The organism is Solibacillus sp. FSL W8-0474, assembly GCF_038004065.1.
GTDB lineage: Bacteria > Bacillota > Bacilli > Bacillales_A > Planococcaceae > Solibacillus > Solibacillus faecavium.
This window is the reverse complement of the sequence record NZ_JBBOQJ010000001.1, coordinates 2,434,416-2,459,705: the sequence shown is the minus strand read 5'-3', so window position 1 is coordinate 2,459,705 and position 25,290 is coordinate 2,434,416. Positions and strand designations below refer to the sequence as shown.

27 protein-coding genes are annotated in these 25,290 nt (G+C 37.9%); 26 read left to right on the top strand and 1 reads right to left on the bottom strand.

The window, feature by feature from the left end:
- Window positions 1–15 precede the first annotated feature (15 nt).
- From NYE67_RS12385 to NYE67_RS12310, 16 genes are all read left to right on the top strand, one after another.
- Window positions 16–780: an ABC transporter ATP-binding protein gene (locus tag NYE67_RS12385; protein ID WP_340728400.1), complete on the top strand. Its 765-nt coding sequence runs from the start codon at window positions 16–18 to the stop codon at window positions 778–780.
- Window positions 770–2,728, top strand: a complete 1,959-nt coding sequence (locus tag NYE67_RS12380) for an ABC transporter permease (protein ID WP_340728398.1) — start codon at window positions 770–772, stop codon at window positions 2,726–2,728. Before NYE67_RS12385 ends, NYE67_RS12380 begins: the two co-directional genes overlap by 11 nt.
- 468 nt (window positions 2,729–3,196) lie before the next feature.
- On the top strand, window positions 3,197–4,027 hold the full coding sequence (locus NYE67_RS12375) for a phosphate ABC transporter substrate-binding protein (protein ID WP_191700081.1): 831 nt from the start codon (window positions 3,197–3,199) through the stop codon (window positions 4,025–4,027).
- A 21-nt stretch (window positions 4,028–4,048) separates the two neighbouring features.
- Window positions 4,049–4,963, top strand: a complete 915-nt coding sequence (pstC, locus tag NYE67_RS12370) for a phosphate ABC transporter permease subunit PstC (protein WP_191700078.1) — start codon at window positions 4,049–4,051, stop codon at window positions 4,961–4,963.
- 1 nt (window position 4,964) lies between these two features.
- On the top strand, window positions 4,965–5,789 hold the full coding sequence (gene pstA / locus NYE67_RS12365; protein ID WP_340728395.1) for a phosphate ABC transporter permease PstA: 825 nt from the start codon (window positions 4,965–4,967) through the stop codon (window positions 5,787–5,789).
- A gap of 16 nt (window positions 5,790–5,805) precedes the next feature.
- Entirely contained in the window at window positions 5,806–6,621 is an 816-nt protein-coding gene (gene pstB, locus NYE67_RS12360) for a phosphate ABC transporter ATP-binding protein PstB (protein ID WP_340730213.1), read from the top strand.
- Window positions 6,622–6,636: 15 nt separating this feature from the next.
- Window positions 6,637–7,290 carry a phosphate signaling complex protein PhoU gene (phoU, locus tag NYE67_RS12355; protein ID WP_340730212.1) on the top strand — a complete coding sequence of 218 codons (654 nt, stop codon included), beginning with the start codon at window positions 6,637–6,639 and terminating at the stop codon, window positions 7,288–7,290.
- Window positions 7,291–7,312: 22 nt separating this feature from the next.
- Complete coding sequence (locus tag NYE67_RS12350) at window positions 7,313–8,020, top strand: response regulator transcription factor (RefSeq protein WP_191700072.1); 708 nt, start codon at window positions 7,313–7,315, stop codon at window positions 8,018–8,020.
- 127 nt (window positions 8,021–8,147) lie between these two features.
- Window positions 8,148–8,327 carry a hypothetical protein gene (locus tag NYE67_RS12345; protein WP_191700070.1) on the top strand — a complete coding sequence of 60 codons (180 nt, stop codon included), beginning with the start codon at window positions 8,148–8,150 and terminating at the stop codon, window positions 8,325–8,327.
- 126 nt (window positions 8,328–8,453) lie between these two features.
- Entirely contained in the window at window positions 8,454–8,930 is a 477-nt protein-coding gene (locus NYE67_RS12340; RefSeq protein ID WP_340730211.1) for an RNA polymerase sigma factor, read from the top strand.
- Window positions 8,923–9,801: a hypothetical protein gene (locus tag NYE67_RS12335; protein ID WP_340730210.1), complete on the top strand. Its 879-nt coding sequence runs from the start codon at window positions 8,923–8,925 to the stop codon at window positions 9,799–9,801. Before NYE67_RS12340 ends, NYE67_RS12335 begins: the two co-directional genes overlap by 8 nt.
- An 80-nt stretch (window positions 9,802–9,881) precedes the next feature.
- Window positions 9,882–11,141, top strand: a complete 1,260-nt coding sequence (gene kynU, locus NYE67_RS12330; RefSeq protein WP_340730209.1) for a kynureninase — start codon at window positions 9,882–9,884, stop codon at window positions 11,139–11,141.
- An 11-nt stretch (window positions 11,142–11,152) separates the two neighbouring features.
- Entirely contained in the window at window positions 11,153–12,010 is an 858-nt protein-coding gene (kynA, locus tag NYE67_RS12325; protein WP_340728387.1) for a tryptophan 2,3-dioxygenase, read from the top strand.
- 39 nt (window positions 12,011–12,049) lie between these two features.
- Window positions 12,050–13,396, top strand: coding sequence for a sodium-dependent transporter (locus NYE67_RS12320; RefSeq protein WP_340728386.1), 1,347 nt, complete (start codon window positions 12,050–12,052; stop codon window positions 13,394–13,396).
- A 10-nt stretch (window positions 13,397–13,406) separates the two neighbouring features.
- Window positions 13,407–14,021 carry an arylformamidase gene (gene kynB / locus NYE67_RS12315; RefSeq protein ID WP_340730208.1) on the top strand — a complete coding sequence of 205 codons (615 nt, stop codon included), beginning with the start codon at window positions 13,407–13,409 and terminating at the stop codon, window positions 14,019–14,021.
- 168 nt (window positions 14,022–14,189) lie between these two features.
- Window positions 14,190–15,671 carry a methyl-accepting chemotaxis protein gene (locus NYE67_RS12310; RefSeq protein ID WP_340730207.1) on the top strand — a complete coding sequence of 494 codons (1,482 nt, stop codon included), beginning with the start codon at window positions 14,190–14,192 and terminating at the stop codon, window positions 15,669–15,671.
- A 469-nt stretch (window positions 15,672–16,140) separates the two neighbouring features.
- On the opposite strand, the gene NYE67_RS12305 is transcribed toward NYE67_RS12310, so the two are convergent.
- Window positions 16,141–16,599 (bottom strand): cAMP-binding protein, encoded by a 459-nt coding sequence (locus tag NYE67_RS12305; protein ID WP_340730910.1) that lies wholly within the window; start codon window positions 16,597–16,599, stop codon window positions 16,141–16,143.
- A gap of 138 nt (window positions 16,600–16,737) precedes the next feature.
- On the opposite strand from NYE67_RS12305, the gene NYE67_RS12300 reads away from it, so the two are divergent.
- The 10 genes from NYE67_RS12300 to NYE67_RS12255 all read left to right on the top strand — a co-directional run bounded on the left by NYE67_RS12300 (window position 16,738) and on the right by NYE67_RS12255 (window position 25,263).
- Window positions 16,738–17,439, top strand: coding sequence for a GntR family transcriptional regulator (locus NYE67_RS12300; RefSeq protein ID WP_340730206.1), 702 nt, complete (start codon window positions 16,738–16,740; stop codon window positions 17,437–17,439).
- Between the two features lie 192 nt (window positions 17,440–17,631).
- A complete protein-coding gene (phnG, locus tag NYE67_RS12295) occupies window positions 17,632–18,054 on the top strand; it encodes a phosphonate C-P lyase system protein PhnG (protein ID WP_340730205.1) in 423 nt (140 codons plus the stop codon).
- Between the two features lie 11 nt (window positions 18,055–18,065).
- Window positions 18,066–18,647: a phosphonate C-P lyase system protein PhnH gene (phnH, locus tag NYE67_RS12290; RefSeq protein ID WP_340730204.1), complete on the top strand. Its 582-nt coding sequence runs from the start codon at window positions 18,066–18,068 to the stop codon at window positions 18,645–18,647.
- Window positions 18,635–19,720, top strand: a complete 1,086-nt coding sequence (locus tag NYE67_RS12285; RefSeq protein WP_340730203.1) for a carbon-phosphorus lyase complex subunit PhnI — start codon at window positions 18,635–18,637, stop codon at window positions 19,718–19,720. Before phnH ends, NYE67_RS12285 begins: the two co-directional genes overlap by 13 nt.
- Window positions 19,717–20,562, top strand: coding sequence for an alpha-D-ribose 1-methylphosphonate 5-phosphate C-P-lyase PhnJ (locus NYE67_RS12280; RefSeq protein WP_340730202.1), 846 nt, complete (start codon window positions 19,717–19,719; stop codon window positions 20,560–20,562). The genes NYE67_RS12285 and NYE67_RS12280 overlap by 4 nt, the downstream gene beginning before the upstream one ends.
- Window positions 20,559–21,398, top strand: a complete 840-nt coding sequence (locus NYE67_RS12275; protein WP_340730201.1) for an ATP-binding cassette domain-containing protein — start codon at window positions 20,559–20,561, stop codon at window positions 21,396–21,398. The genes NYE67_RS12280 and NYE67_RS12275 overlap by 4 nt, the downstream gene beginning before the upstream one ends.
- An 11-nt stretch (window positions 21,399–21,409) precedes the next feature.
- Window positions 21,410–22,582, top strand: a complete 1,173-nt coding sequence (gene phnM / locus NYE67_RS12270; RefSeq protein WP_340730200.1) for a phosphonate metabolism protein PhnM — start codon at window positions 21,410–21,412, stop codon at window positions 22,580–22,582.
- Between the two features lie 11 nt (window positions 22,583–22,593).
- Window positions 22,594–23,289: a phosphonate C-P lyase system protein PhnL gene (gene phnL / locus NYE67_RS12265; protein ID WP_340728378.1), complete on the top strand. Its 696-nt coding sequence runs from the start codon at window positions 22,594–22,596 to the stop codon at window positions 23,287–23,289.
- Complete coding sequence (locus tag NYE67_RS12260; protein ID WP_340728377.1) at window positions 23,286–24,107, top strand: PHP domain-containing protein; 822 nt, start codon at window positions 23,286–23,288, stop codon at window positions 24,105–24,107. The genes phnL and NYE67_RS12260 overlap by 4 nt, the downstream gene beginning before the upstream one ends.
- 115 nt (window positions 24,108–24,222) lie before the next feature.
- Window positions 24,223–25,263 (top strand): PhnD/SsuA/transferrin family substrate-binding protein, encoded by a 1,041-nt coding sequence (locus tag NYE67_RS12255; RefSeq protein WP_340728376.1) that lies wholly within the window; start codon window positions 24,223–24,225, stop codon window positions 25,261–25,263.
- Window positions 25,264–25,290: the final 27 nt, after the last annotated feature.

The window sequence follows — 25,290 nt, the reverse complement described above, 5'->3', positions numbered from 1 at the left end:
GCGGAGGGTGTTTCGATGAAAAAAAGATTACAAATTGAACAGGTAACAAAATATTATGGTGCTGAAGCCATTATAACAAAGGCACTTGATAGCATTTCCTTTGAAGTTGGGGATGGAGAATTTATAGCGATTATGGGTGCATCAGGTTCGGGGAAAAGTACACTTTTAAATTGTATTGCGACAATTGATCGAATTAGCGCAGGGAACATTTTATTGGACGGAGAGCAAATATCGAATAAGAAGGAAAGGGAGTTAGCAGATTATCGACGCGATAAGCTAGGATTTATTTTCCAGGAATATAATTTACTCGATACTTTAACAGTAGAAGAAAACATTACACTCCCTCTTAATTTACAAGGAGTATCTCCTAAAGAAACGGAGAAGCGCTTAATAGACATTGCAAATAAGTTAGGAATTCAGGAGCAGCTAAAGAAGTTTCCGATGGCGCTTTCTGGTGGGCAACGTCAGCGTGTTGCCTGTGCAAGAGCACTTATTACAAATCCAAGTATAATTTTAGCTGATGAGCCTACGGGGGCATTAGATTCAGCCAATTCCAAAAAGCTGATGGAAACATTTTTATTTATGAATGAACAATTGCATTCCACAATTTTAATGGTGACACATGATGCTCTTGTTGGTAGCTTTGCAAAGCGGGTATTGTTCTTAAAGGACGGAAAGATTTGGAATGAATTGTATCGAGGGAATCAAAGTCAACGTGCGATGCATGAAGATATTTTAGCGACGATGGCATTGCTCGGAGGTGAGGGGCATGTATCGTAAGCTAGCCTTACGCAATGTGCGAAGACAAATTGGCAATTATTTAATTTATTTTATAACCGTTGCATTAACGATCTCCCTTATTTTTGCAATGAATAACTTGATATTTAATGAACAGTTACAAACTCAAGCTCAATCCATAGCGGAATTGGCATTAGGATTAGTGTTTCTATCGATTATAATTTGTATCATTATAGCTTTTGTACTCGGTTACGCGAATGCCTTTATGCTACGACTGCGAAAAAGAGAATTTGGCACTTATTTAACAGTCGGAATGAAACGAAAGCATATTGTGAAACTGTTTTTATTTGAAAATAGCTTACTCGGTTTTTTTGCGATGGTTGTTGGATTTTTTGTGGGTTCACTTTTTTATCAGGGACTCATGCTGTTAATGACTCAGCTTCTGGATATTCCATTTGTGTTTTCGATGTTTTCATTAAAAGGTGTGCTATTAACGATCGGAATGGTTTGTAGCATATTCCTATTCTCATCCATAGTATCAAGTTTTTATTTAAACCGTGTTACTATTTACGAACTCATACATGGAGAGAAGAAAGTGGAGCAGGGGGTAAAGCATCCGTATGTCACCATGCTAGTGACAGGCGTATCCTTACTTGGAATCATTGTATCATTTATCTTTTTTTCTCGGGAATTAAAGCATATCTTTTTAGAAGTCGATTCAAATCCAGGGAACTTCGTATGGCTGATGCTATTATTAGCAATATCATTGGTGACATTCCACATTGGACTTGCCAAAAGCTTAATGTATATTTTATTAGGGTTTAAACAATTTACACAACGTGGGACAAATCAATTTTTATTACGTCAATTGAGTGCGATGTTAAGCTCTAATGCTATTCTACTTGGGGCGCTGTCTTTTTTAATCGTATTTGCCATGATTGCTGCTAATTTCAGCTTTTTATATAAAGAAATTGAAGAAGCAAATTTAGATAAACAATATCCGTTTGATATTATAGCCAATATTAATGCGGAGCAAGAGGGCAGTATTCCATTGGAACAAGCAAAGGAAACGATTGAATCTAATATGCCTATAGATTGGTCGAAGGTGTATAACGGCTATTCCACAAATGAAAGGACATTCCATAAGCATACAATTTGGCAGGGCGATAAATATCAGGACGTCGATATGTTCATGAAAGAATCGGATGTAAATGAGCTATTGCAAGAACTTGGCAGCAAACCACTGAATCTAGAAAATCAATTTGCAATTTTCTCTGATATGCCGGGAATTCAAGGGGCAGACTTTTCAGAGGCATCATTTAATCATAAAGGTCAAACTTATACATTAAGTCATATAGTGGAATCCATGCCGATGTTTTTATGGAGCTATTTTGTCATTGTCGTGCCGGATGAAGTAGTAGAAGGTATGGAAATAAGTCAAACAGCGGTAGCCATTACTCTAGAAGAAGGACCATTTGATGCACAAAAACTTCAAGATGCATTAAGTTATACTTATAAAATAGAAGAAAACAATTACTCTATTTTATCGAGTGACTACCGGGTTAAAGAGCAGCGTCGATTATATGCTGCAGCATTCTCAGCTATCTTTATAGTCGGAGCATTATACTTAGCGGTCGTCTTTATTTTGCTAGCTATGGCGATTCTAGCACTAAAAATATTATCGAATCTACGTGATGATGAGAAAAAGTATAGACTGCTCAATCGATTGGGTGTTAATGAGGAGTTACAGCGAAAGACATTAGCGAAGCAAATTTTTGTGTTCTTTACGTTTCCAATAGTCGTTCCAATCTGCTTATCCATACCAATTACAATCATTCTCAATCAATTTATTGAACTAGCCGGATTTAGCGCAATGCTGAATTTTAATGTAGTATCCGTTTCAATAATAGTAGTTATAGGGATGATTTACTTCCTTTATTTTATGGTTACTTTCGGACTGACGAAAAAATATGTTATCCAAAGGCGGTAGGAAAGCTAAAAGGAATGCAAATTAATAGTAAAGTCGATTTTTCACAACTTCTTGTGATGAAAATCGGCTTTTTTTATTATGTAAAATAAAAAACTTAGCCATTGTTAAGGTTTTGTAAATGAGATTTAAGGAAAATTCATCTCATTTTCAAAAAAAGACGCTCTTTACATCTAATTTAATAGAAATATTAACGCTATATAACCGTAATTTAACTATTAATTTCAGAACTATCTGAAATATTGCTTCTTACTGGTGTATAAATTGCCCGATTCAACCACAATTATAAAAAGTTAAGGCTAATAGAACTATTAATACAAAATATTCAGATTTTATTGAAAAGTTTTACAAAAATATGCATTACTCTCTTCATAATTTACAGAAGGTTTACATGATTCACATATGTTATTAATTTTATAAAGGTATTGTTAAGGCAGATAGAAAAAATGCAAGTTGATGGAGGATTGAAGTATGTTGAAAAAAACATGTTACTTCATTGGGTTAACAATTCTAATGGTAGTATTAGCAGCCTGCAATAGAGAAGAAACATCGGAATCAAATTCCGGTAGTGAAGATTTAATCACAATTTCAGGTTCCACATCGGTTGGACCTTTAGCTGAGAAGTTAGCAGAGAAATATGAAGATAATGAAAATGTAAAAATAGAAATTAATCAAATTGGTTCATCAGCAGGTATTACAAATGCAATTAAGGATGTTTCACAAATCGGTATGTCATCGCGTGATCTTAAACAGGAAGAAATAGATTCGGGCATTGAGGAACTAATCATTGCCTATGATGGGATTGTAGTTGTTGCACATCCTTCCAATCCTGTAAAAGATTTAACGATGGAACAAGTAAAGCAGATTTTCACAGGGGAAATTACGAACTGGAAAGAACTTGGCGGTAAAGATTTAGAGATTGTAGTCGTGTCGCGTGAGGATGGTTCTGGTTCGCGTGATGCTTTCCAGGAAATCGTAGGCTATAAATCAGGTCAGTTAATTCGCAATGCAATTGTTGCAAGCGGCAATGGCAACATTAAAACAACAGTCGCAACAAATAAACACGCTGTTGGATTTATATCATTCGAATACATTGATGAAACAGTTTCGGCTATGGATATTAATGGGGTAAAAGCCGAAGCAGGCAATGTATTAGATGGGAACTATCAATTATCCCGACCATTCTTATTCGTTCATAAAGAAGACGTTCCAGAAGCAGCAACGAAGTTTATGGATTATATATTAAGTGCAGATGGACAGAAAATTGTGGAAGCTGCTGGAGCAATTCCATTAACGAAATAATCAGTGCTGGAGGATAAATTTGTGAATATACAAGACAAAAATGAACTAGAACAGCAAATTAGTAAAGGCAATAAACGAAAATATTTTTTAGAAAGTCTTTCATCAAAAATTTTCCTGGCATGTGCGCTTTTATCAGTTGTCAGCCTACTACTAATTGTAGGGTTTGTATTTTATAAAGGCTCAAACCCGTTTATAACGGGCGGCTACAGTTTCTTTGATTTCCTTTTCGGCAATGATTGGGTGCCTTCGGAAGATAAATTCGGTATTTTCCCAATGATTGTTGCATCAATTTATGCAACAATAGGAGCTCTTATCATTGGTGTACCGATTGGATTACTGACAGCAATTTTTTTAGCGGAAATAGCGCCGAAATCAGTAGCAAAAATCGTATCACCGGCCATTCAGCTTTTAGCAGGTATTCCATCTGTATTGTACGGGATATTCGGATTGGCAATTATCGTACCTTTTTTACAGAACAATTTAGGGTTAGCACGTGGACAAAGTTTAATTGCAGTAATTCTAGTACTAGCGATCATGATGCTGCCAACAATCGTAACAGTAGCAGAAACAGCTATTCGTGCAGTACCAAAAACATATCGAGAAGGTTCGTTGGCACTTGGTGTTTCGCAAATCGGGACAATCTTTAAAGTAGTCGTTCCAGCTGCAAAATCAGGGATTATGGCGGCAATCGTACTAGGATTAGGCCGAGCATTAGGAGAAACAATGGCCGTAATTTTAGTGGCTGGGAACTCACTCATTATTCCGACAAGCTTAACAGATAGTGTGCGTCCATTAACGACAAACATCGCGCTTGAAATGGGCTATGCAGCAGGGACTCACCAGGAGATGCTGTTTGCTACAGGGATTGTTTTATTCTCATTCATTTTAATTTTAAACTTTGTATTAGCTCGTATAACAGCGAAGGGAGCTCAGTAACATGCGACAATTTAAAGATAATATGCTCCGTGGATTACTTTGGGGTTCCGCATTCGTTTCGGTAGCTGTCCTAGTTATAATCGTGGGCTATATATTCTATAAAGGTTTTTCATACATTAGCTTTGATTTTATATTCGGTGATTATTCACCAACAGGTGGCGGTGGGATTTTCCCGATGATTGTTACAACAATTTTAACAATTTTAATTTCATTGGCCATTGCAACACCAATCGGAATTTTAGCGGCTGTTTACTTACATGAGTACGCAAAACAAGGTCGTCTAGTCCGCATCATTCGTTTTGCAACGGAAAGTTTAACAGGGATACCATCTATTATTTATGGTCTATTCGGTGCCGTTTTCTTCGTAGCGATTTTAAAGCTCGGAATGTCAATTATCGCAGCATCACTAACTTTAACAATTATCGTATTACCTGTTATTATCCGAACAACTGAAGAAGCATTAAAGACAGTACCGACAACATATCGTGAAGGTTCACTTGCATTAGGAACGACAAAATTGCAGACACTAATTAAAATAATCCTACCAAGTGCAATGCCAGGTATTTTATCAGGTATTATCCTGTCAATTGGTCGTATCGTAGGGGAATCGGCGGCAATTTTCTTAACGGCTGGTACAGTAGCGGCAATGCCAACTAGTATATTCTCATCTGCCCGTACATTAACTGTACATTCATTTTTAGTTACGCAGGAGGCTGGCGATATCGGTCTTGCAGCTGCTGTTGGTATCGTATTAATCGTCATTATTTTAGTGCTGAATTTATCGGCAACGTATATTTCAAAAAAATTAAACAAAGCAGATTATTAAAAGGAGCTAAACTAACATGACTATGATCGTATCAGAAGCATCAATCTTCAATTCAACAACAACTGCAACGAAGGACGATTTTGCCACGAAAATACAAGTAAATGACTTAAATTTATTTTACGGTGAAAAACAGGCATTATACAATGTCAATTTAGATATAAAAGAAAAGGAAGTAACAGCATTAATCGGTCCATCTGGTTGTGGTAAATCAACATTTTTACGTACTTTAAATCGTATGAATGACCTGATTGACGGTGTACGTGTAATCGGTAATATTCATATTGATGGTGAAAATGTATATGAATCGAATGATGTTATAAAACTGCGTACAAAAGTAGGGATGGTGTTCCAAAAGTCGAATCTATTCCCAATGAGCATTTATGATAATGTAGCCTATGGTCCACGTATGCAAGGGATTAAAAATAAAAAAATTCTAAATGAAATAGTTGAGGAATCTTTACGCGGTGCTGCCATTTGGGATGAAGTAAAAGACCGTTTAAAATCTTCTGCTTTAGGATTATCCGGTGGTCAGCAACAACGTATATGTATAGCTCGTGCTATCGCAATGAAGCCGGATGTAATATTAATGGATGAACCAACTTCAGCGCTTGATCCAATTTCTACATTAAAAGTAGAAGAATTAATCACGCAAATGAAAAAAGATTATACAATTGTTATTGTAACGCACAACATGCAGCAAGCAGCACGTATTAGTGATAAAACAGCGTTCTTCTTAAATGGCGAGGTTGTTGAATATGATGATACAAATGTGATTTTCTCGACACCAAAAGATGAGCGTACAGAAGACTATGTAACAGGACGATTCGGATAAGAGGGGGATTTACGGATGATTCGCGAAAATTTCGAAAAGAACATGCTCGAGTTACAAAATAAGATGGGTGAAATGGTTGACTTGACGGTTGCAGCAATGGAAAAAGCGTTTAAAGCCTTAGAAGAACAGGACATGGTATTAGCGTTAGCAGTTATTGAAGAAGATTCGTCCATAGATGACCTGGAAAATGAGATCAATCAAATGGCAATTTGGCTGATGGCGAAAGAACAGCCTGTAGCTCGTGACTTACGTCGTATTATTAGTATGATTAAAATGTCTTCCAACATCGAGCGTATAGCGGATTTTGCCGTAAATACAGCAAAAGCGACGATCAGAATTAGCAAAACCGATTCTATATTGGCAAAAACATCCTTAGTTGAAATGAAAAATATCTCAATGGATATGCTGAAAAAATCGATGACTGCTTTCATAGAGGAAGATATCGCATTAGCAAAAGCAGTTGGGGGGCTTGACGATAAAGTCGATCAGAAGAACCACGAAAATTATGCAGTACTGACAGATTATTTAAAAGAAAGTCCACAGGATATAGAGCAAACACTGCAGTTGCTTTTCATTAATCGTTTTGTTGAGCGTGCAGCAGATCATATTACAAATATGGCGGAATCAACAGCGTACTTTATTAAAGGGCAGTTATTTGACCTAAATTAACTAGAGAAGCGGGGAATCATTGATGACGAAAAAAATATTAGTCGTTGAAGATGACGAAAATTTAGTGAATTTACTGCGTATTTATTTAGTAAAGGACGGCTATGAAGTTCATTGCGTTAAAAATGGGAAAAATATTATGCAAGTTATTAAAGCGTTTGAACCGGATGCGATTTTGCTGGATTGGATGCTTCCCGATATTGAAGGGATCGAATTATGCCGTCAAATTCGTTTCGAGCACGATTTTCCGATCATTATGATAAGTGCCCGTACAGATGAGTTGGATATTGTGCTTGCCCTTGAGATTGGTGCAACGGAATACATTCGTAAACCGTTTGGGTTCCGTGAAATGCTCACTCGTCTTCGGATCCATTTAAAACGTCATGAAAAAGAAATTCGGCAACAGGAGCGTATATCAGAACTATTAATTGGGCCGTTCCGTGTCGATTTAGTAACCTTTAAAGTATTTAAAGATGAAGTAGAGATTCCATTAACGAAGCGTGAATTTAAATTGCTGCTGCATTTACTAGAGCAGCCTGGAAATATTAAATCCCGTGAAGAAATCATTGATATACTGGACTTTACTAAAGGTGATCGGCGTACAGTCGATGTACATATCCGAAGACTACGAGAAAAAATTGAAGAACAGCCAAGCTCCCCTAAATGGATAAAAACGAAAAGCGGAATTGGATATTACTTTAATTCCCCGACAAAGGAAGTCTCTTACAACTAGTAGGAGACTATTTTTATGAGTATTCGTCATTGGTTTAAATTTAAATTGGGAAAATGCATCATTTCTTTTACAAATGAGTGAACCTCGATTTATACTAAGTGGAGAAGGTAAATGAGGAGGTATGAATATGTCTGAGCAAGAGAAAAAGAAATTAAGCTTACAGGAACTTGTGAAACAACAATTAGAAGCTAAGAAAAACAATGCCAATAACGGCAAGGGCAATTTAAAAGGTGACACTTCAACGAAAAAGATGAAAAGTCAACAAACGAAAAAAACGAGCAACACACGTCGTAAAATGGGCGTATAATTAGGCAATTTGAAACCCTGTGCAATCGAAAAATTGCATGGGGTTTTATTTTTGTAATTTTTTACATAGAAAAAGTGATTCCAAATTGTATGTTACTCGTCTTTATAGAGGAAGGAGGCTGATTTTTTGCGACGTGAAGTTTTTGAGGACAATTACGAAGCTGTTTATAAATACATACGTTATTTAACAAATGATCAAGAGTTAACACATGATCTTTTGCAAGAAACATTTTACCGTTTTTATCATAAAAATTATTCTGAGTTTGAACGTACATATTTGCTGAAAATCGCCCGAAATCTTGTATATGATCATTACCGCAGGAAAAAAATTATTGGATTTTTTCAATTAAATTCAGAACCTATTGCAAAGGAAGGTTTACCAGAAGAAATCATTGAGCGCAATGCAGAAATCGAAAAGCTCTATGGCGCGTTACAACAAATTAAATGGAACTATCGGGAAGTAGTTATCCTTCGCTATATCGAAGAATATTCGGTAAAAGAGACGGCGATGATTTTAAACTGTAGTGAAGTAAAGGTGAAAAATAATACGGCGCGCGGTTTAAAGGTATTGCGTGAATTGTTGGGAGGGGAAAATGATGTTTGAAGAGAAGCATTTAAAAACCTTACGCAATATTAAAGTAGATGAGGAAAAAAAACAGGCTGATCTTAACAAGATAATAAGGCGCAGCAAGCAAAAGGTTGTTGATTGGCGTATATTTGCATTAATCGTCAGCATTGTAGGTATTACAATGTTTTTAATTGCAACTACTCCTCTCGATAATCAAACGGCAACAACTACTAATGATAACCAACTAATTTCTGTTTATACAGTAAATGGAAAGGGAAACCCGAAGTCCGCACTGCAGTTACATGTAAATCGGGTGACAAATGAGAAAGCATTGGATGAGATTTGGAAAGTATACAATCAACTACAAATAACTGATAAACCGGATGCAACTTCGGTAATTTATTCTTCTTACCGGTTTAATTTCAGCGACGATACATCTAAGCTGTATTATCAACATTTGGATTCTCGAAATATCTACTATGAAGATGCTTCAACAGGACAGTATTATAAATTGGAAGATGGTTCGGGTATACCGCTTATTCAGTATGATCAACCGACTACCACCCACACTGTAGCGTTTTATTCACTGTTTGTTTTATTAATCGGTAGTTATGCATACGCTGATCGCCAAATGCGTGATAAATCGGATCCAAAAAGAAAGTTACCTAAGCATTCCCATACAGGACAAAGTGTGCTGACGTTATTCTATTTATTAAGCTTGCTTATCCTCCTGTTTATCACACCCCATATTCATTTTATGTGGATTATTGGCAGCAGTCTTGCTGTAGCCGGCATCAATATTTTGATTGAAAATAAATACGGGAAAAATAATTGGCGCAAACTGTCATTTTTATTGATAGGCCTTCTTGTTCCGGTTTATTTATATTCAATTTTTATATTAAATTAATGGAATTGGTTTCAGAATACTTTGACAATAAATCTTTTCCTTCGTACGATAATAGTAAGTAATAATGGAGAGGTGAAAAGATGTCCACAATTGAAAAAGCGAGATTACTAGATCAACAGGATCAACTTCGAAAATATGCCGACGAGTTTTATAAAAAAGAAGGTCAAATCTATTTAGACGGCAATTCACTAGGACTGCTTTCAAAGCGTGCTGAACAATCGGTACTGACGCTGCTTGACTCATGGAAGCACTACGGCATTGATGGCTGGACGAGTGGGGAGCATCCGTGGTTTTATTTGTCTGAAAAGCTCGGTGAATACTGTGCACCACTTGTTGGCGCAAAAAGTGAGGAAGTCGTATTAACCGGTTCAACTACGACGAACTTACATCAGCTACTTGCTACATTTTTCAAACCTACCGAGAAGAGGAATAAAATTTTGGCAGATGAGCTGAATTTCCCGTCTGACTTATATGCGATTGCCAGTCAAATTGCGCTACATAATTTACCGGAAAGCCATATGAAGCTCGTAAAAAGTGAGAATGGGCAAACAATTACAACTGAAGCAATTATTGAAGCAATGACTGATGATGTAGCAGTCGCTGTTTTACCGGCTGTGTTATATCGCAGTGGGCAAGTGCTGGATTTACAGGCAATTACGAAAGCAGCTCACGAACGAGGCATTATCGTTGGCTTTGATTTATGCCATTCAATCGGCTCGATTCCACATCAGCTTCATGAAATTGGTGCAGACTTTGCATTTTGGTGCAATTATAAGCATTTAAATGGGGGCCCGGGATCTGTTGCAGGTTTGTTTGTCCATGAGAAGCATTTTGGTACAGTACCTGGTTTAGCCGGCTGGTTCGGCTCGGCAAAGGAAAAACAATTTGATTTAACGACAACGATTTCGGCAGCGCCTCATGCAGGGGCTTATCAAATCGGGACACCTCATATATTAAGTCTGGCACCTATTGAAGGCGCACTTTCCATTTTTGCAGAAGTAGGGATTGATGCTGTACGTGAAAAGTCGCTTGCTTTAACAGCATATATGATGGAATGCATTATGCACGAAATGCCAAATACATTTACATTCGGTAACCCACTTGATGAAACACGAGGGGGGCATCTGTTTTTAGTGCATGACGAGGCGGCTAGGATTTGTAAAGCTTTAAAGGAAAATGGAGTGGTACCGGATTTCCGTGCACCAAATGGTATCCGCTTAGCCCCGGTTGCGCTATATAATTCTTTTGAAGAAGTATGGCGGGCTGTTCAAGGTTTAAAAGATATTGTTATCAATAAAACTTATGAGAATCATGAGAATAAGCGAGATATCATTGCATAAGGAGTGGTTCGATGGAAAAACGTTCAATTTCAGATTTACAGCAAAAGCTAAAAAGTGAAAATGGCATTCATACCGATTTCAAGGAGGATATGACATACGGCGAGTATTTAAGTTTAGACGCAATTTTAAACAATCAAAACCGCCTATCCAATCATCACGATGAAATGCTTTTTATCATTATTCATCAAGTAAGTGAGCTTTGGATGAAGCTAATTATTCATGAAATGCAAGGTGCAATTCAAGCAATTGAACGTGGGGAAATGCAGCCGGCTTTTAAAATGCTGGCACGAGTTTCAAAAATACAAATGCAAATTATTCAGGCGTGGGATGTATTGGCAACAATGACTCCTGCAGAATATTTGCAGTTCCGAGATGATCTTGGAAAAGCATCCGGTTTCCAAAGCTATCAATATCGTTTAATTGAATTTTCGCTTGGATATAAAACACCTCATATTTTAAAAATTTATGAGAAAGAAAAGGACGTTTTAGCAAGATTAAAGGAAGCTTACGATGCACCGAGTATTTATGACGTTTCCATCCAAGCGTTGGCAAAAGCTGGATTACCAGTTAATGAGGCTTTGCTAAATCGAGATTTTTCGGTAGTATATAGTGGTGACGATTCTGTTGCTGCTGCATGGAAAACCGTCTATGAAAATACCGATAAGTACTGGGATTTATACCAGCTCGGCGAAAAGCTTGTCGATATAGAAGATTCATTGCAGCAATGGCGATTCCGTCATATGAAAACGGTCGAGCGTATTATTGGCTTTAAAGTAGGCACGGGTGGATCATCCGGAGTCAATTATTTACGTCAAGTGCTTGATCATCGTTTTTTCCCGGAGCTATGGGATTTACGAACAGTGTTATAGTTTAGTTAAGCTTAGTTTAGTATGAGTGGAGTGAGGCAAATGGAGAAGAGTAAAGGACAGTGGTCAAGTAAATTAGGATTTGTATTAGCGTCAGCTGGTGCAGCGATAGGGCTTGGGGCGATATGGAAGATGCCCTATGTAGCCGGTCAAAGTGGAGGCGGCGCATTCTTTTTAATTTTTGTAGTACTCACATTAATTATTGGTTTACCAATGCTATTATCAGAATATATTATCGGGCGGGCCGCACAAAAAGAAGCGGTTACTGCGTATAAAGTGCTTTCGCCAAATCCAAAAGTTTGGGCATGGATCGGAAAACTCGGGATATTAGGATGTTTCCTATTATTATCGTTTTATAGTGTTGTAGGTGGCTGGATATTCGTATATAGTGGCGTATCTATAGTTGGCAATGTGATTGAGCCGACTTTGGATCCAGGTGCATTTTTCGGACAAGTAACAGGTACACCATGGATTGCGCTCTTAGGACTAGCATTATTCACAATTGCCAATGTAATTATTATTGCACTTGGTGTACAGAACGGAATTGAAAAAGCCAATAAGTTTATGATGCCGCTTTTATTTATTATGTTCTTTATATTAGTAATTAGAGCTGTTACGCTTGATGGTGCGATGGAAGGAATCAAGTTTTTCCTGTATCCGGACTTTTCGAACGTTACAGGTGAATCAATACTATATGCTTTAGGGCAATCTTTTTTTGCGCTCGCAGTTGGGTTTTCTTGTTTAGTTACATATAGTTCTTATTTAAAGAAAGATGTAAGCTTACCGAATTCAGCAGGCTCAGTTGTAGGGTTGAGTATTTTTGTTTCCTTTTTAGCAGGTTTAGCCATTTTCCCTGTCGTATTTGCTTTTGATATGGAAGTGGCAAGCGGACCGCCATTATTATTCATGGTATTGCCGGCAGCATTCTCACAGATGCCATTTGGCGAAGTTTTCCTGGCGATGTTTTTAATTTTATTTTTATTCGCGACTTTAACTTCATCCTTCAGTATGTATGAAATTATAGTAGCGGCAGTAATCGAGAAGTGGAATATTACGCGCGCTCAAATTACGATGATTATTGGTGTACTTGTATTTATCGCTTCGATTCCATCTACTCTGACATACAGTACATTAGGTGATGTATCAATATTTGGCCGAAGTATTTTTGACTTTACAGATTTTGTTGTGTCGAATGTAATTTTACCGGTCGGCAATTTACTGATAGCAATTTTTATTATGCATATTATGGATAAAAATATTGTTAAAAGTGAGTTGTTACAGGGCAGTAAAATGGGGGAAGGCTTTTACAGAACCTATCGAATTTTAATGACCTTTGTTGTACCGGCAGTAATTTTACTCGTTCTCGGCTATTTAGTATTTCAATATTAGAGGTGATGCTATGTGGATTGATATAACACAAACGATGAAAAAAGGGATGCCGAACTGGCCGGGGGATACACCGTTTTCATTTGAAGTAGGGTATACAAAGCAGCAGACGGGCTCGGTCAATATTGGGAGAATAACAACTTCCTTGCATACCGGCACACATGTAGATGCGCCTTTTCATTTTAATAGTGAGGCCGAGACAATCGAACAATTAGACATCAATACTTATATTGGGGATTGTTATATTGTATCTTGTGTCGGAGAGGAAGTCATTACAGCAGAAATGCTATCATCCATTGATTTTCTTGGAGCAAAACGTGTTCTGTTGAAAACGGTGAATCAGCCTTCAGAACAATTTCCGGAAAAGATACCTGTTATTTCTCCAGATGTAGCATCCTTTTTAAAGGAGCGCGGTGTTATTTTACTCGGTGTGGATAATCCTTCAGTTGATCCTTTAGATAGTAAGGAAGTATCAGCCCATCATGCGCTCTATGAAAATGGGATTCATATTTTAGAGGGGCTGGATTTAATAGAAGTAACGCCCGGGCTCTATGATTTAATTGCATTACCATTAAAAATAGAAGGCGCTGACGGGTCACCGGTACGGGCTGTTGTTCGAAAAAAATAATATATGAAAGAGGCACACGAATAAAATTTTGTGATGCTTCTTTTTTATTAAAGTTAAATAACATAATGTTTTGATGTAATAAAAAAATAGATTGAATATTTACTATACTGACTGTAAAATATATCCACAATAGACTATTTTAGTACATAGTTCCTAGGGGGATAAATTTTGAAAAAGCATACTGATAAATTAAATTGGGTTCACCAGTTAAATTTTTTACTAACAGTAATTTTAGTTGTATTAATTGTCGCACCGCTTATATATAAAAATGGACTGACTCAATCTATCCCATATCTCATAGCAGGAGGTAGTGTCATTATATTATCGACGCTGAATTATTTTTTGAAGATATCTTATTTTGCAAAAGGACTAATCTTCTCCCTTCTTCCTGCAATCGTTATTATTCTGTTATTTTATCTGGACGGTTACGCGACCAACAAGCATTACATATTATTTATTACATTCATAATGGCGGCAATGTATTTCAATGAGCGATTAATACTCACATTTCTGACAGTTATTAATAGTTTATATTTGATATTGTACTTAGTATCACCAGAGAATTTATTAGGAGATAATGCCGGGATTCCTGTTTTCATTACAGTTTTTGCTATTATTAATGGCTGTAATTATATGCTTTATCGCTTAACAAAGTGGGGCAATAAATTAGTGAAAGATGCTCAGTCAAAAGAAAAAGAAGCAAAGGAACTTTTAGCTAATTTAACGGTAATCTTAAATAAAATTGACGACGGATCAGTCCAATTAGCCCAAAATATTATTAATGTGAATGAAAATGTCGGTACATTGAATGAAGCAAGTGAAACGATTCTACACTCTTCAAATCAAATGGCAACCGCAATTCATAGTGAAGCGGAAATGATTCAGAAAATTAATGAACAAATGGTTTTAGCTCATCAAAATATGCTCATGACAAAACAATCATCAGAAATAACAGTAAAAGGGTCAACTGAGGTTCAGGCAGCTGTAGAATACAGTTGGAAAAAAGTGCATGAGGTAACTAATGGTATGGAAACGTTAAGTGATTCCATTGACTTGACGACAGTAACAATAGACGATCTGCACGAAAGTTTAGAAAAAGTGAATGAACTTCTTGATGGTATTAAAGCTATTGCTGACCAAACAAACTTATTATCTTTGAATGCATCGATAGAAGCAGCAAGAGCAGGAGAACACGGGAAAGGTTTTGCTGTTGTTGCAGATGAAGTTAAAAAGCTTGCTGGACAAAGCGCGGAAATCGCAATGAATATCACAGAAGTTACAAAGCAACTACTTCAACGTGCAGCAACTGCTCGGTTAAAAGCATATGAAGGCAAGGATGCAGTGCATTCAAATGTAGAAACTTTAAATGATATTTCCGTTTCTTTTAATGGGATAAAGCAATCCTTTGATAATATTCAAACGAAGCTATCTGAGGATATGCTGACTATTACGAATACAAATCGTATGGTCGAAGATGCAATGAACCAAATGGAAAGCTTATCTGCTATATCTGAAGAAAATGCAGCAATGACAGAAGAAATTGCTACATCTATTCATGAAGAACATGAAATGATGATGGCCATATCAAAGGCAAGCCAACAATTACAGCAATTACAAGAAGATTTAACTAAAATTACAAAACAACAATAAGCGAATGAGCCTGGGACATAAGTTAAAATTTGTTTGGATAAGGGAAATGTCCTTATTAAGAAACTGATACTATATGAATTGATTGGAGTGAAGGGGCGACTCCTGGGGGAACAGCGAAATTTATTTTGCGACGAGTAACCGCAGGAGCACCGACGCCTGAGACGTTCGTGTAAGGCCGTGCCCCCGGAAAGCGTCCCCGGAACGGAAATCAATTTTGGCAGAAGCAGAAAAATATCCATTTTTTCTTTGAAAAAATGGGTATTTTTCGTTTTGTCCCAGGCTCATTTCTATTTAACCTTAAATGTACAAATTCGTAAATTGTCAAATCTTCATTAGGGATAATAATGCGAATCTTTCCGGTTATGCATTTTTGAATACACTGATTTTAAGGTGAATAGGTGAAAGTTCACCGTCTAATTGAATTAAAAACAGCATGGCTTTGTAAAAAACCATGCTGTGTTCCGTTCTGCTATTCGACTTCTATTGCTATTGTATCGCTGACATCCCCATTACTAAAACGGGTAAAGCTTGAAATAATATATGTACCTTTTTCAGTTGGTGCGGTAAATCGAGCGGTCGTTGCGATTTCCTCATAAATATGATCTTCCTGCCACAGCTGAATCGAAACACTCGTAATTTGCTGATCATATTTAAATTCAACCTCTTCATTCGGTTGAACCTTAATATAAGGCATATCCGATTCCTGTACCAATTCATGAGGCGCTGCAGTATCCACACATGTAGCTTCGCCAGCAGAATGCCAGCAATAGCTTCCACGAATAGAATCAATTGTTTGTTCATTCGTTACAACCGTTACAGTAGGAATTTCGGTTACTTCATTTTGGGCTAAAAAGAAGCGCCCGACAATAATAAGAATAATAAGGCCGATAATTACAAATAAACGGTTAACATTTTTCAACGTACTCACCTCCATCTATAAATCTTACTAAAAACCGAAATATAAATCTAATTAATTTTTGCTATTCGCAACTTTACAATTTTTCACTCCATCCTAACAAAGCATTAATAGTTACTGTGTAACCTCTTTATAAAGAGGTGGTTTTTTATGGACAAGCAGGAACTAATATTAAAAGATTATTTACTTGAAACAATTTCGGATACTAAGTTTTATATTGAATTCAAATTACCGAGTGAGTATCAGTTAGTAGAACAATTTCAGATGTCTCGAATTAAAGTGAGGAACGTGTATACTTTACTGGAGAAAATGGGTCTTGTTTACTCCAAAAAAGGTATTGGCAGATTTATTAAACAGAAGCAAAAACCGCTGGATGTTGTGATGTCCGGTAATATTAGCTTCAGTGAAAAAATGAAAAGTCAAACAGCCAACTATAAATCGAAGCTTACAAAATTTGAGCGTGTGGCACAGAATCATGCCATCTATACGAAGATTGATATTGGACAGGAGCCACTTTATTTAGTGGAACGTTTACGTTATATAGATGATGAACCTGCAGCCATTCATCGCTCATATGTTGTCATGAGCAATATGCCGGAAATAAAGAAAATTGATAGCCGGTTAACATCAATGTACCAGTTTTATCAACGTTTTGGTGTGAAGGAGTTTAGGAGTACGTTTTCTCAGCTCTCCGTGCAATATGTAAATGAAATTGAACGGAATATGCTGAATTGTGAGGTGCTGGTACCTATAGTTAAGGTGGAATCCGACAACTGGGATGCAGAACGTAATGTGCTGCTGGAATATACTGAAATCATTTACCGTACAGACCTTTTCTATTTTCAAATATAGTGACAATATAAATTAACCCCCGGCATTTTATGTTGGGGGCTTTCTGTTTTCTTAATAGTTTTCGGGCTTGTTAGGATTCTACATACCCACCTGGCGCCAGTTATGTAAAGCGTATTTACACTACTTTTACGAAACCTTGACACTACGCAACTTGGCAACAAGTTAAGGTGTAGTTAGAGAGGGGCGATCAAATTGAATAGAGCAGAACGTACAAAGCTATTAATCGAAGTTGGAAGAAAACAAGCTTTGGAAATGGCTGATCAAATTGCAAACACATATGAAATCGTTGAAGTACAGCCACCACGAGAAGGCCTTGTGATGGTGAAATTAAGGGAATCTGCCCAACAGTCTTTATTCTACATAGGGGAGGTACTTGTTACAGAGACGAAAGTAAAAATTCAAAATGTATTTGGAACAGGGATAGTCCGTGAAATGGAACCTGAATTAAGCAGGGCATTGGCGATAATTGATGCTGCCTTTAAAGGCGATTTTCCTGAAACGAAACAATGGATTCCTGTTATGGAGCAATTGAAAATGGAACTGTCACAAGAACAGCAAAATATTAAACGCTCGATTGAACGAACAAAAGTTCAATTTAACACGATGTCGCTTTAAGGAGGCACATGATGGAAACAGTACATTTTACTCAACAAACTTTTCGTTCATTAATGGAATGCTTCTCACGCCCAGGAGATCAGCAACGGCTAGAACAGTCACAGGAAATTACGGGGCTATATTCAGCAACCGTCTCAGCTTGTCTTACATTACTTGATGGTGAAGTGAGCTTTTATGTCGCCAATGAATGTCCAGTAATCCAAAGTGAAATTCGGGCTTGGACCGGTGCCAAATTAGCCTCTGTAGATTTGGCTGACTTCATAATTATTTCAGCAGATTGCTCGGAAAAGCAGGCACAGCTTGCATTACAGCATGCAAAAGTAGGCAATCTTATTGATCCACAGCTATCGGCAACCATTTTGTATGAAATGACAGATCACATTGGTAATATCGTTCATTTACAAGGGCCTGGCATTCAACATTCAAAGGCAGTGGAACTTAATGTTCCTGAACAATGGCTGCAGTTAAGAGAAATGAAAAATAATGAGTTTCCATTGGGAGTAGATGTTCTTCTAATCAATTCCAATTCAGAAATTATAACATTGCCACGAACAACTAAAATTCAAGAGGTGAAGCAATCATGGCATACGTAGCAGTTAGAGGCGGATCCGAAGCAATTGAAGCTTCTTTGGAACATTTACAATATGAGCGTATTAAGAGTGGGGAGCATGTTACCGTTCAAAAATTACTAGGAACGATGCGAGGATTCCTTGATCAAATTATGTCGGAAAGTAGCCTGTACAGCGAACAATTAGCTGCTCTAGCTATGAAGCAAAGTGAAGGAAATCAGGAGGAAGCGGTGTTTTTATTGCGTGCCCATCGCTCCACATTGCCGAGACTTTACTATTCAACTATAACCGATCCTAGAGATATGTTTGTGTTGCGAAGAATCTCTTCAAGTTTCAAAGATATTCCCGGCGGTCAGCTATTAGGTGCTTCACATGACTATTTGCATCGTCTATTGGATTTCAGTTTAATGACAGAAACAAAAGAGGATGTGGAACGGAAAATAGAACAGTTTAATGCCCTCGAGAAACCTGAGACAAGTAAGCTGCAGCTCGAGAAATTACCAAAAGTGATGGATTATTTACGGGAAGAAAACTTAATTCGAACTTTTCCACTGAATGATGTGGAGCCAAGTGATGTAACTAAGCAGGCTTTAGCATTTCCGACGAATCGCTCGCAGCGTCTGCAAACATTAACAAGAGGACAAACCGGAACTGTTACATCATTTGGTTATGCAGGTTTGCGCGGATATGGTGCATCACATCCAAATGTAGGGGAAGTACGCGTCGGTATGCAGCCAATCCATGTTGAAATCGATGGTGATGACGATCCATACTACATTGGTTCTATTAAGCTAACAGAAGTAGAGTCGTTTATTCCGGTAAATGTCGATGATGAACAGCAGCAAGTTTTGGAATTCGATATCGGATATGGGGCATGTTTTGGACAAAACGAAACGAAGGCCATTGCAATGTCGATTGTTGACCATGCACTGGAAACAGGAGGAAATACACCGATCCATGATGAGGAATTTGTATTGCTGCATGTTGATATTATTGAATCGACAGGCTTTATCTCTCACTTGAAAATGCCGCATTATGTTACATTCCAGTCGAAATTAGAACAAATGCGCACAATTAAAAAGGAGGGGAAACGATGAGTCATTTACCATTTGCATTATTGGATGAACAATCGAAGCGTGAAATTCGACGCGCTATTTTAAAAGGAATTTCCATACCCGGTTATCAAGTACCGTTTGCTTCCCGTGAATTGCCTATTGGCCGTGGTTGGGGTACAGGTGGCCTTCAGTTAACGCTGGCACTTATCGGGAAAGAAGATGTGTTAAAAGTTATCGATCAAGGTGCGGATGATTCCGTTAACGCAGTGAATATTAAAAATTTGGTGCAAAAAACGACAGGAGTCGATACGACAATTCGGACACAGGAAGCGAGCCTCATCCAGTCAAGGCACAGAATTCCGGAAGTGCCGTTACGCAAAGATCAAGTGCTAGTACTTCAAGTGCCAGAGCCGGAACCACTTAGGAAAATTGAGCGCAGTGAGTTCAAAACGAAGCGCCATCATGCGGAAAAAGAATATAGTGGTGCATATTTAATGTTATTTGAACAAATTATCCGTTATAACCAAACATCCCAAGGTGCTGATTATCCGGTGCTTGTCAATGATAGATATTTAATGAATCCAAGCCCTATTCCACGCTATGATAACCCGAAAATTCATAATAGCGAAGCACTTATTTTATTAGGGGCAGGTCGGGAAAAGAAAATTTATGCCGTTCCTCCATATACAAAAGTGGCTTCATTGGCATTTGAAGACTATCCGTTTGTTGTCGAGCAATTTGACGGTAAAGCATGTAAAGAAACGGGTCTATCCAACGTATTTTTAGATGAACTAACAGATGAACAAACCGGTGAAACGTATTATATGTGCAATGACACGAGTTATATGCAAGAAATTTTACAGCAAAAGGTGGGGGCAAAATGATTGTAGAACAGCCAATCTTATCTGTTCGGAATCTTTCAAAACAATATGGGGAAGGTTGCTTGCATTGCCAGCAAACGAATCCAAAGCTAGAAAAGAATTATTGTCCTGTTTGCAAGACGGTTTATGCATGCCGTGACATTTCATTTGAGCTGTATCGCGGTGAAATTTTAGGGATTGTCGGGGAAAGCGGCAGTGGCAAATCTACATTCATGAAAAGCCTGTATTTTGATGAAAGCGTCACAACAGGTGAAGGTTACTTGGAAGACTATAAAGATGGCAAGGTCAATATTTTTACGGAGTCTTCCCAGATGAAGCGTCAAATCCGCAATATGCTGCTAGGGATGGTGTATCAAAATCCTATTTTTGGATTAAAAATGGACTTTTCATCATTAAGCAATATTGCAGAAAAACAAATTGCCGCAGGGAATCGTCATGTCGGAAATATGGAAGCAAGAAGCTACGACTTATTACAGCATGTTAATATTCCGCTTCATCGCAGTAAAGAAGCGCCTAAAAACTTTTCCGGTGGGATGCAACAGCGTGTTCAAATAGCAAAGGCACTATCAAATAATCCACCGTTACTATTGCTCGATGAGGTGACGACAGGACTCGATTTATCCGTACAGGCGGATGTTTTGGATTTAATTAAGTCCATTCAGCGCGAATTTAATATTTCAATGATTGTCGTTTCACATGATTTAGCTGTTATCCGAATGTTGGCGGACCGCACGATCGTTATGCTAAATGGCGAAATTATTGAGCATGGCCTAACCGATCAAGTACTGGAAGATCCGCAGCATTCTTATACACAGCAATTAGTCTATTCATTATTGTAGGGGGCATATAAATGCAAGCAATTATTAACGGTATTATCGTAACAGAAGAGCAGTTTTTAAGTGACCATGCCGTACTTATTGATGGCGCTTTAATCGCAGGAATTGTACCTGTGAAGGAGTTGGATTTAGCTGAAGTTCAGGTAATTGATGCAGACGGAGGGTATGTATCACCTGGTTTTGTTGATATTCACTCGGATTATATTGAGACAATTATCAGCCCAAGACCTACATCCATTATGAGTTTAAAAGTTGGTTTACGTGAGAGCGAACGTATTTTAATGACACATGGTATTACGACAATCTTCCATTCGTTATCCTTTTATGGAGATGATAAATATTCCCATAAGGCCATCCGCGAACCGCAAAATGTGCAACGCTGCATTGATGCCATTCATAGTACACATACAGAACAACACTTAATTCGTCATCGGATGCATGCACGTTTTGAAATCGATTCAATCGATCAAATCCCGGCACTTGAACAAAATATCTTGGATGGAAAAATACATTTACTTTCATTTATGGACCATACGCCAGGACAAGGGCAATATCGCAATCTAGAAATATATAAAGAGACAATGCGTGGCTACCGGTCTATTTCGGAACCTGAAGCCGATGTGCTCATTAAAGAACAAATTGATAAAACAAAAATGACGTATGAAGAAATTGAGCGGTTGAGCTGTCTTGCGATTGAAAGAAATATTGCTGTTGCGTCCCATGATGACGATGATGTTGCCAAGCTGCAGCTTACTCAATCATACGGTACAACAATTAGCGAGTTTCCGATTACATTGGATGTTGCAAAAGAGGCAAAGCGTATGGGTCTATATACAATTGCCGGGGCTCCAAATATTTTGATGGGTGGGTCGCATTCTGGCAATTTAAGTGCGAGTGAAGCTATTCAAGCTCGTGTCATTGATATTGTTTGCAGTGATTATTATCCACCAGCAATGCTACAGGGCATTTTTGAACTTGCTGATAAATATGAAGAAGATTTGCATCGATTGTTCCAGCTTGTCACGATTAATCCTGCTCGTGCTGTAAATTTGGATCAAGAAATCGGGTCAATTAAAGCCGGAAAGAAAGCGGACATCATTATCATCGGTAAAATGGATGACGGTTATCCTATTGTAACCAATACGATGGTAGATGGCAAAGTGATTATGCAAACAAATTATCGATAAGGGGTGGCACAATGCTGACAATTAACGAGCTACAAAAGACTTTTACTATTCATCATCTACAAAATACGTTCACAGCGTTAAATAATATTTCATTGCACGTAAAAGAAGGGGGATTTTTAGGGATTGTCGGTAAAAGTGGCAGCGGGAAGTCCACTATATTAAAAAGCATTTATCGTACGTACGAGCCTCAAAGCGGAGAAATCCTTTTTCATTCAGAAGCATTTGGAATGATAGATCTATTAAAGGCAAGCCCCAGACAAATTGTTTATTTACGTAAACATGAGATTGGCTATGTATCACAGTTTTTAAATGTAATGCCACGTACAACGGCACTCGAATTAGTAACGCAATCACTACTTGATATTGGGATTAAACGTCATAATGCAGTTACACGTGCAAAAGAAGCACTGACGCATTTTGATTTGGAAGAAACATTATGGAATAGTTATCCGAATAATTTTTCCGGTGGTGAAAAGCTCCGTCTTAATATTGCCTGTGCCATCGTAAAGCAACCACGCTTATTACTGTTGGATGAGCCGACAGCCAGTTTAGATGAAACTTCGAAAATAAAAGTGAAGGAATCTATTGAAAAACTGAAAGCGCAAGGTACTACATTAGTCGGGATTTTTCACGATTTGGAGTTTATGGAAGGCTTATGCGATGAAGTATTTACAATGGAAAAATACGTTAAGGATGAGATTGCATGATAATTGACTGGCATACACATAGTCACTATTCCGACGGCAGTGATACATTAGAAATGCTTTTTTGGAAAGCAAAACAGGCAGGAATTACCCACTTAGGTGTTGTTGATCACGATACAGTGGCGCATCATAACGAAGGTCATTTACTGGCCAGGCAATATGATATGACGTTTATACCTGGCGTTGAAATTTCTGCTTTTGACTTTAAACGCAGACGGAAAGTCCATTTGCTTGGATACGGATTTAAAGGATCCTGTCCAGCAATTGAAGCACTTTGCCAGCCATTATTAGCCCGTCGTCATGCACATTCCATTTGGCAAACGAGGTGCATAAAAGATGCTGGATTTCAGATAAATACTGAAGATGCGCTTGCCTATGCCCATACGAGCGGTACTTTATATAAGCAACATATTATGAACGCGTTATTGGAAGAATCGTATGATAATAAAAATTATCAAACGCTGTATCAATCGTTATTTAAAGGGTCAGGTGTGGCGGCTGGAGATATTGCTTATATCGATGTCTTTCAGGCACTTAAAGCAATTCATGCCGATGGAGGATTTGCGGTATTAGCCCACCCTGGACAGCTCGATAGCTATGAAGTTGCAGAGGAATTAATTGCACAAGGCTTAGATGGGATTGAGTTAGTGCATCCAGATCATACCGAGACGGACAAGAACCGCGTGAAGCAATTGGCTGCCAAGTATAATTTGTTGTTAACTGGGGGTTCCGACTATCACGGCACATATGGTGCTGCTGTTAAGCTGGGCAGCTATATAATGGACGATTTACAAAGGTCCTTAACTGTAAAGTATTTGTAAAACATTATAAAGATCGTTGAAGAACCCTATTCGTTACTACAGAAACATGATTAAATGTGAATGGAAGTAGGATGCTCTAAAAATTTGGACTATTACGAAAACAAGGAGAGTTGTAATGAAAAAACTATGGAAACTACCTGTTGTTGGTATGCTAAGTGCACTGCTTTTAGTAGGGTGCAATTCATCCGATAATGAATCATCAACTGACTCGGCAAGTGCAAACTCAAAAGAACCATTAGTGGTCGTATGGTATCCGAATGAATCTGGTTCTGAAATGGGCCCATCACGTGATGCTTTCGGAGAGCTATTTGAAGAAGCGACAGGAAGAGAAGTAGAACATAAATTAACGACTGACTACGCAATTGCAATCGAAACAATTGCCAATGGAAATGCACAAGTAGCATTCATGGGCGCTCAGGGCTATATCGAAGCAAATAAGAAAAATGAGGCAGTTGAACCATTGGTAGTAACTTCAGGTGAATCAGGTACTCTTGATGATGCGCTTTATTATAGCTGGTTAGCTGTACCTAAAGAAAAAGCCAATGCTTACAAAGTGAATGAAGAATTTGATTTGGATACGACAGAAGGGAAAAGCATTTCATTTGTATCTCCATCATCTACATCAGGCTTTAAAATGCCGGCAAGTACAATTATTTCACATTTCAGTGACAAAGGCTTGAAGGAAGAAGATTTGATGGAAGGCAATGCTGTGTATCCAAGTGTAGTGTTTGGCGGTTCACATCAAGGTGCAGCAGTCAATATGTTAATGGGGCGAACAGATATTGCTTCCTTCTGTGATACATGTGTGGATCCATATATTGAAATAGTTGAAGGAGAAGCAAACAAACCAGGAACGGTTTACCGTGTACGAGACAATGCAGCACCACCATTTAATACAATGCCAGGCGAGGAATTTACATTAATTCAAGTTACACCTGTGTTAAATGCACCGTTTGCTGTGAATACAGAAGTATTGTCCGAAGAGGAAATTTCAAAATTAAAAGAAGCATTAACTTCCGATGCGACGGCAAAAAACGAAGAAATTTTTATGCCTAAGGAAAAAGAACAACCATCATTATTCTATACGTCAGGAAATGAGCGGTTTTTGGAAGTAGATGATCAATGGTTCGACCCGATTCGTGAATTATCGAAATAAATAATTTGTGGGGGCAGTGATTAAAGT

What these genes read in the sequence shown, in the direction of transcription:
- NYE67_RS12385 (WP_340728400.1), top strand. Translation starts at nt 16, where the DNA reads ATGAAAAAAAGATTACAAATTGAACAGGTAACAAAATATTATGGTGCT.
- NYE67_RS12380 (WP_340728398.1), top strand. Translation starts at nt 770, where the DNA reads ATGTATCGTAAGCTAGCCTTACGCAATGTGCGAAGACAAATTGGCAAT.
- NYE67_RS12375 (WP_191700081.1), top strand. Translation starts at nt 3,197, where the DNA reads ATGTTGAAAAAAACATGTTACTTCATTGGGTTAACAATTCTAATGGTA.
- pstA (WP_340728395.1), top strand. Translation starts at nt 4,965, where the DNA reads ATGCGACAATTTAAAGATAATATGCTCCGTGGATTACTTTGGGGTTCC.
- pstB (WP_340730213.1), top strand. Translation starts at nt 5,806, where the DNA reads ATGACTATGATCGTATCAGAAGCATCAATCTTCAATTCAACAACAACT.
- phoU (WP_340730212.1), top strand. Translation starts at nt 6,637, where the DNA reads ATGATTCGCGAAAATTTCGAAAAGAACATGCTCGAGTTACAAAATAAG.
- NYE67_RS12350 (WP_191700072.1), top strand. Translation starts at nt 7,313, where the DNA reads ATGACGAAAAAAATATTAGTCGTTGAAGATGACGAAAATTTAGTGAAT.
- NYE67_RS12345 (WP_191700070.1), top strand. Translation starts at nt 8,148, where the DNA reads ATGTCTGAGCAAGAGAAAAAGAAATTAAGCTTACAGGAACTTGTGAAA.
- NYE67_RS12335 (WP_340730210.1), top strand. Translation starts at nt 8,923, where the DNA reads ATGTTTGAAGAGAAGCATTTAAAAACCTTACGCAATATTAAAGTAGAT.
- kynU (WP_340730209.1), top strand. Translation starts at nt 9,882, where the DNA reads ATGTCCACAATTGAAAAAGCGAGATTACTAGATCAACAGGATCAACTT.
- kynA (WP_340728387.1), top strand. Translation starts at nt 11,153, where the DNA reads ATGGAAAAACGTTCAATTTCAGATTTACAGCAAAAGCTAAAAAGTGAA.
- NYE67_RS12320 (WP_340728386.1), top strand. Translation starts at nt 12,050, where the DNA reads ATGGAGAAGAGTAAAGGACAGTGGTCAAGTAAATTAGGATTTGTATTA.
- kynB (WP_340730208.1), top strand. Translation starts at nt 13,407, where the DNA reads ATGTGGATTGATATAACACAAACGATGAAAAAAGGGATGCCGAACTGG.
- NYE67_RS12300 (WP_340730206.1), top strand. Translation starts at nt 16,738, where the DNA reads ATGGACAAGCAGGAACTAATATTAAAAGATTATTTACTTGAAACAATT.
- phnH (WP_340730204.1), top strand. Translation starts at nt 18,066, where the DNA reads ATGGAAACAGTACATTTTACTCAACAAACTTTTCGTTCATTAATGGAA.
- NYE67_RS12285 (WP_340730203.1), top strand. Translation starts at nt 18,635, where the DNA reads ATGGCATACGTAGCAGTTAGAGGCGGATCCGAAGCAATTGAAGCTTCT.
- NYE67_RS12280 (WP_340730202.1), top strand. Translation starts at nt 19,717, where the DNA reads ATGAGTCATTTACCATTTGCATTATTGGATGAACAATCGAAGCGTGAA.
- NYE67_RS12275 (WP_340730201.1), top strand. Translation starts at nt 20,559, where the DNA reads ATGATTGTAGAACAGCCAATCTTATCTGTTCGGAATCTTTCAAAACAA.
- phnM (WP_340730200.1), top strand. Translation starts at nt 21,410, where the DNA reads ATGCAAGCAATTATTAACGGTATTATCGTAACAGAAGAGCAGTTTTTA.
- phnL (WP_340728378.1), top strand. Translation starts at nt 22,594, where the DNA reads ATGCTGACAATTAACGAGCTACAAAAGACTTTTACTATTCATCATCTA.
- NYE67_RS12260 (WP_340728377.1), top strand. Translation starts at nt 23,286, where the DNA reads ATGATAATTGACTGGCATACACATAGTCACTATTCCGACGGCAGTGAT.
- NYE67_RS12255 (WP_340728376.1), top strand. Translation starts at nt 24,223, where the DNA reads ATGAAAAAACTATGGAAACTACCTGTTGTTGGTATGCTAAGTGCACTG.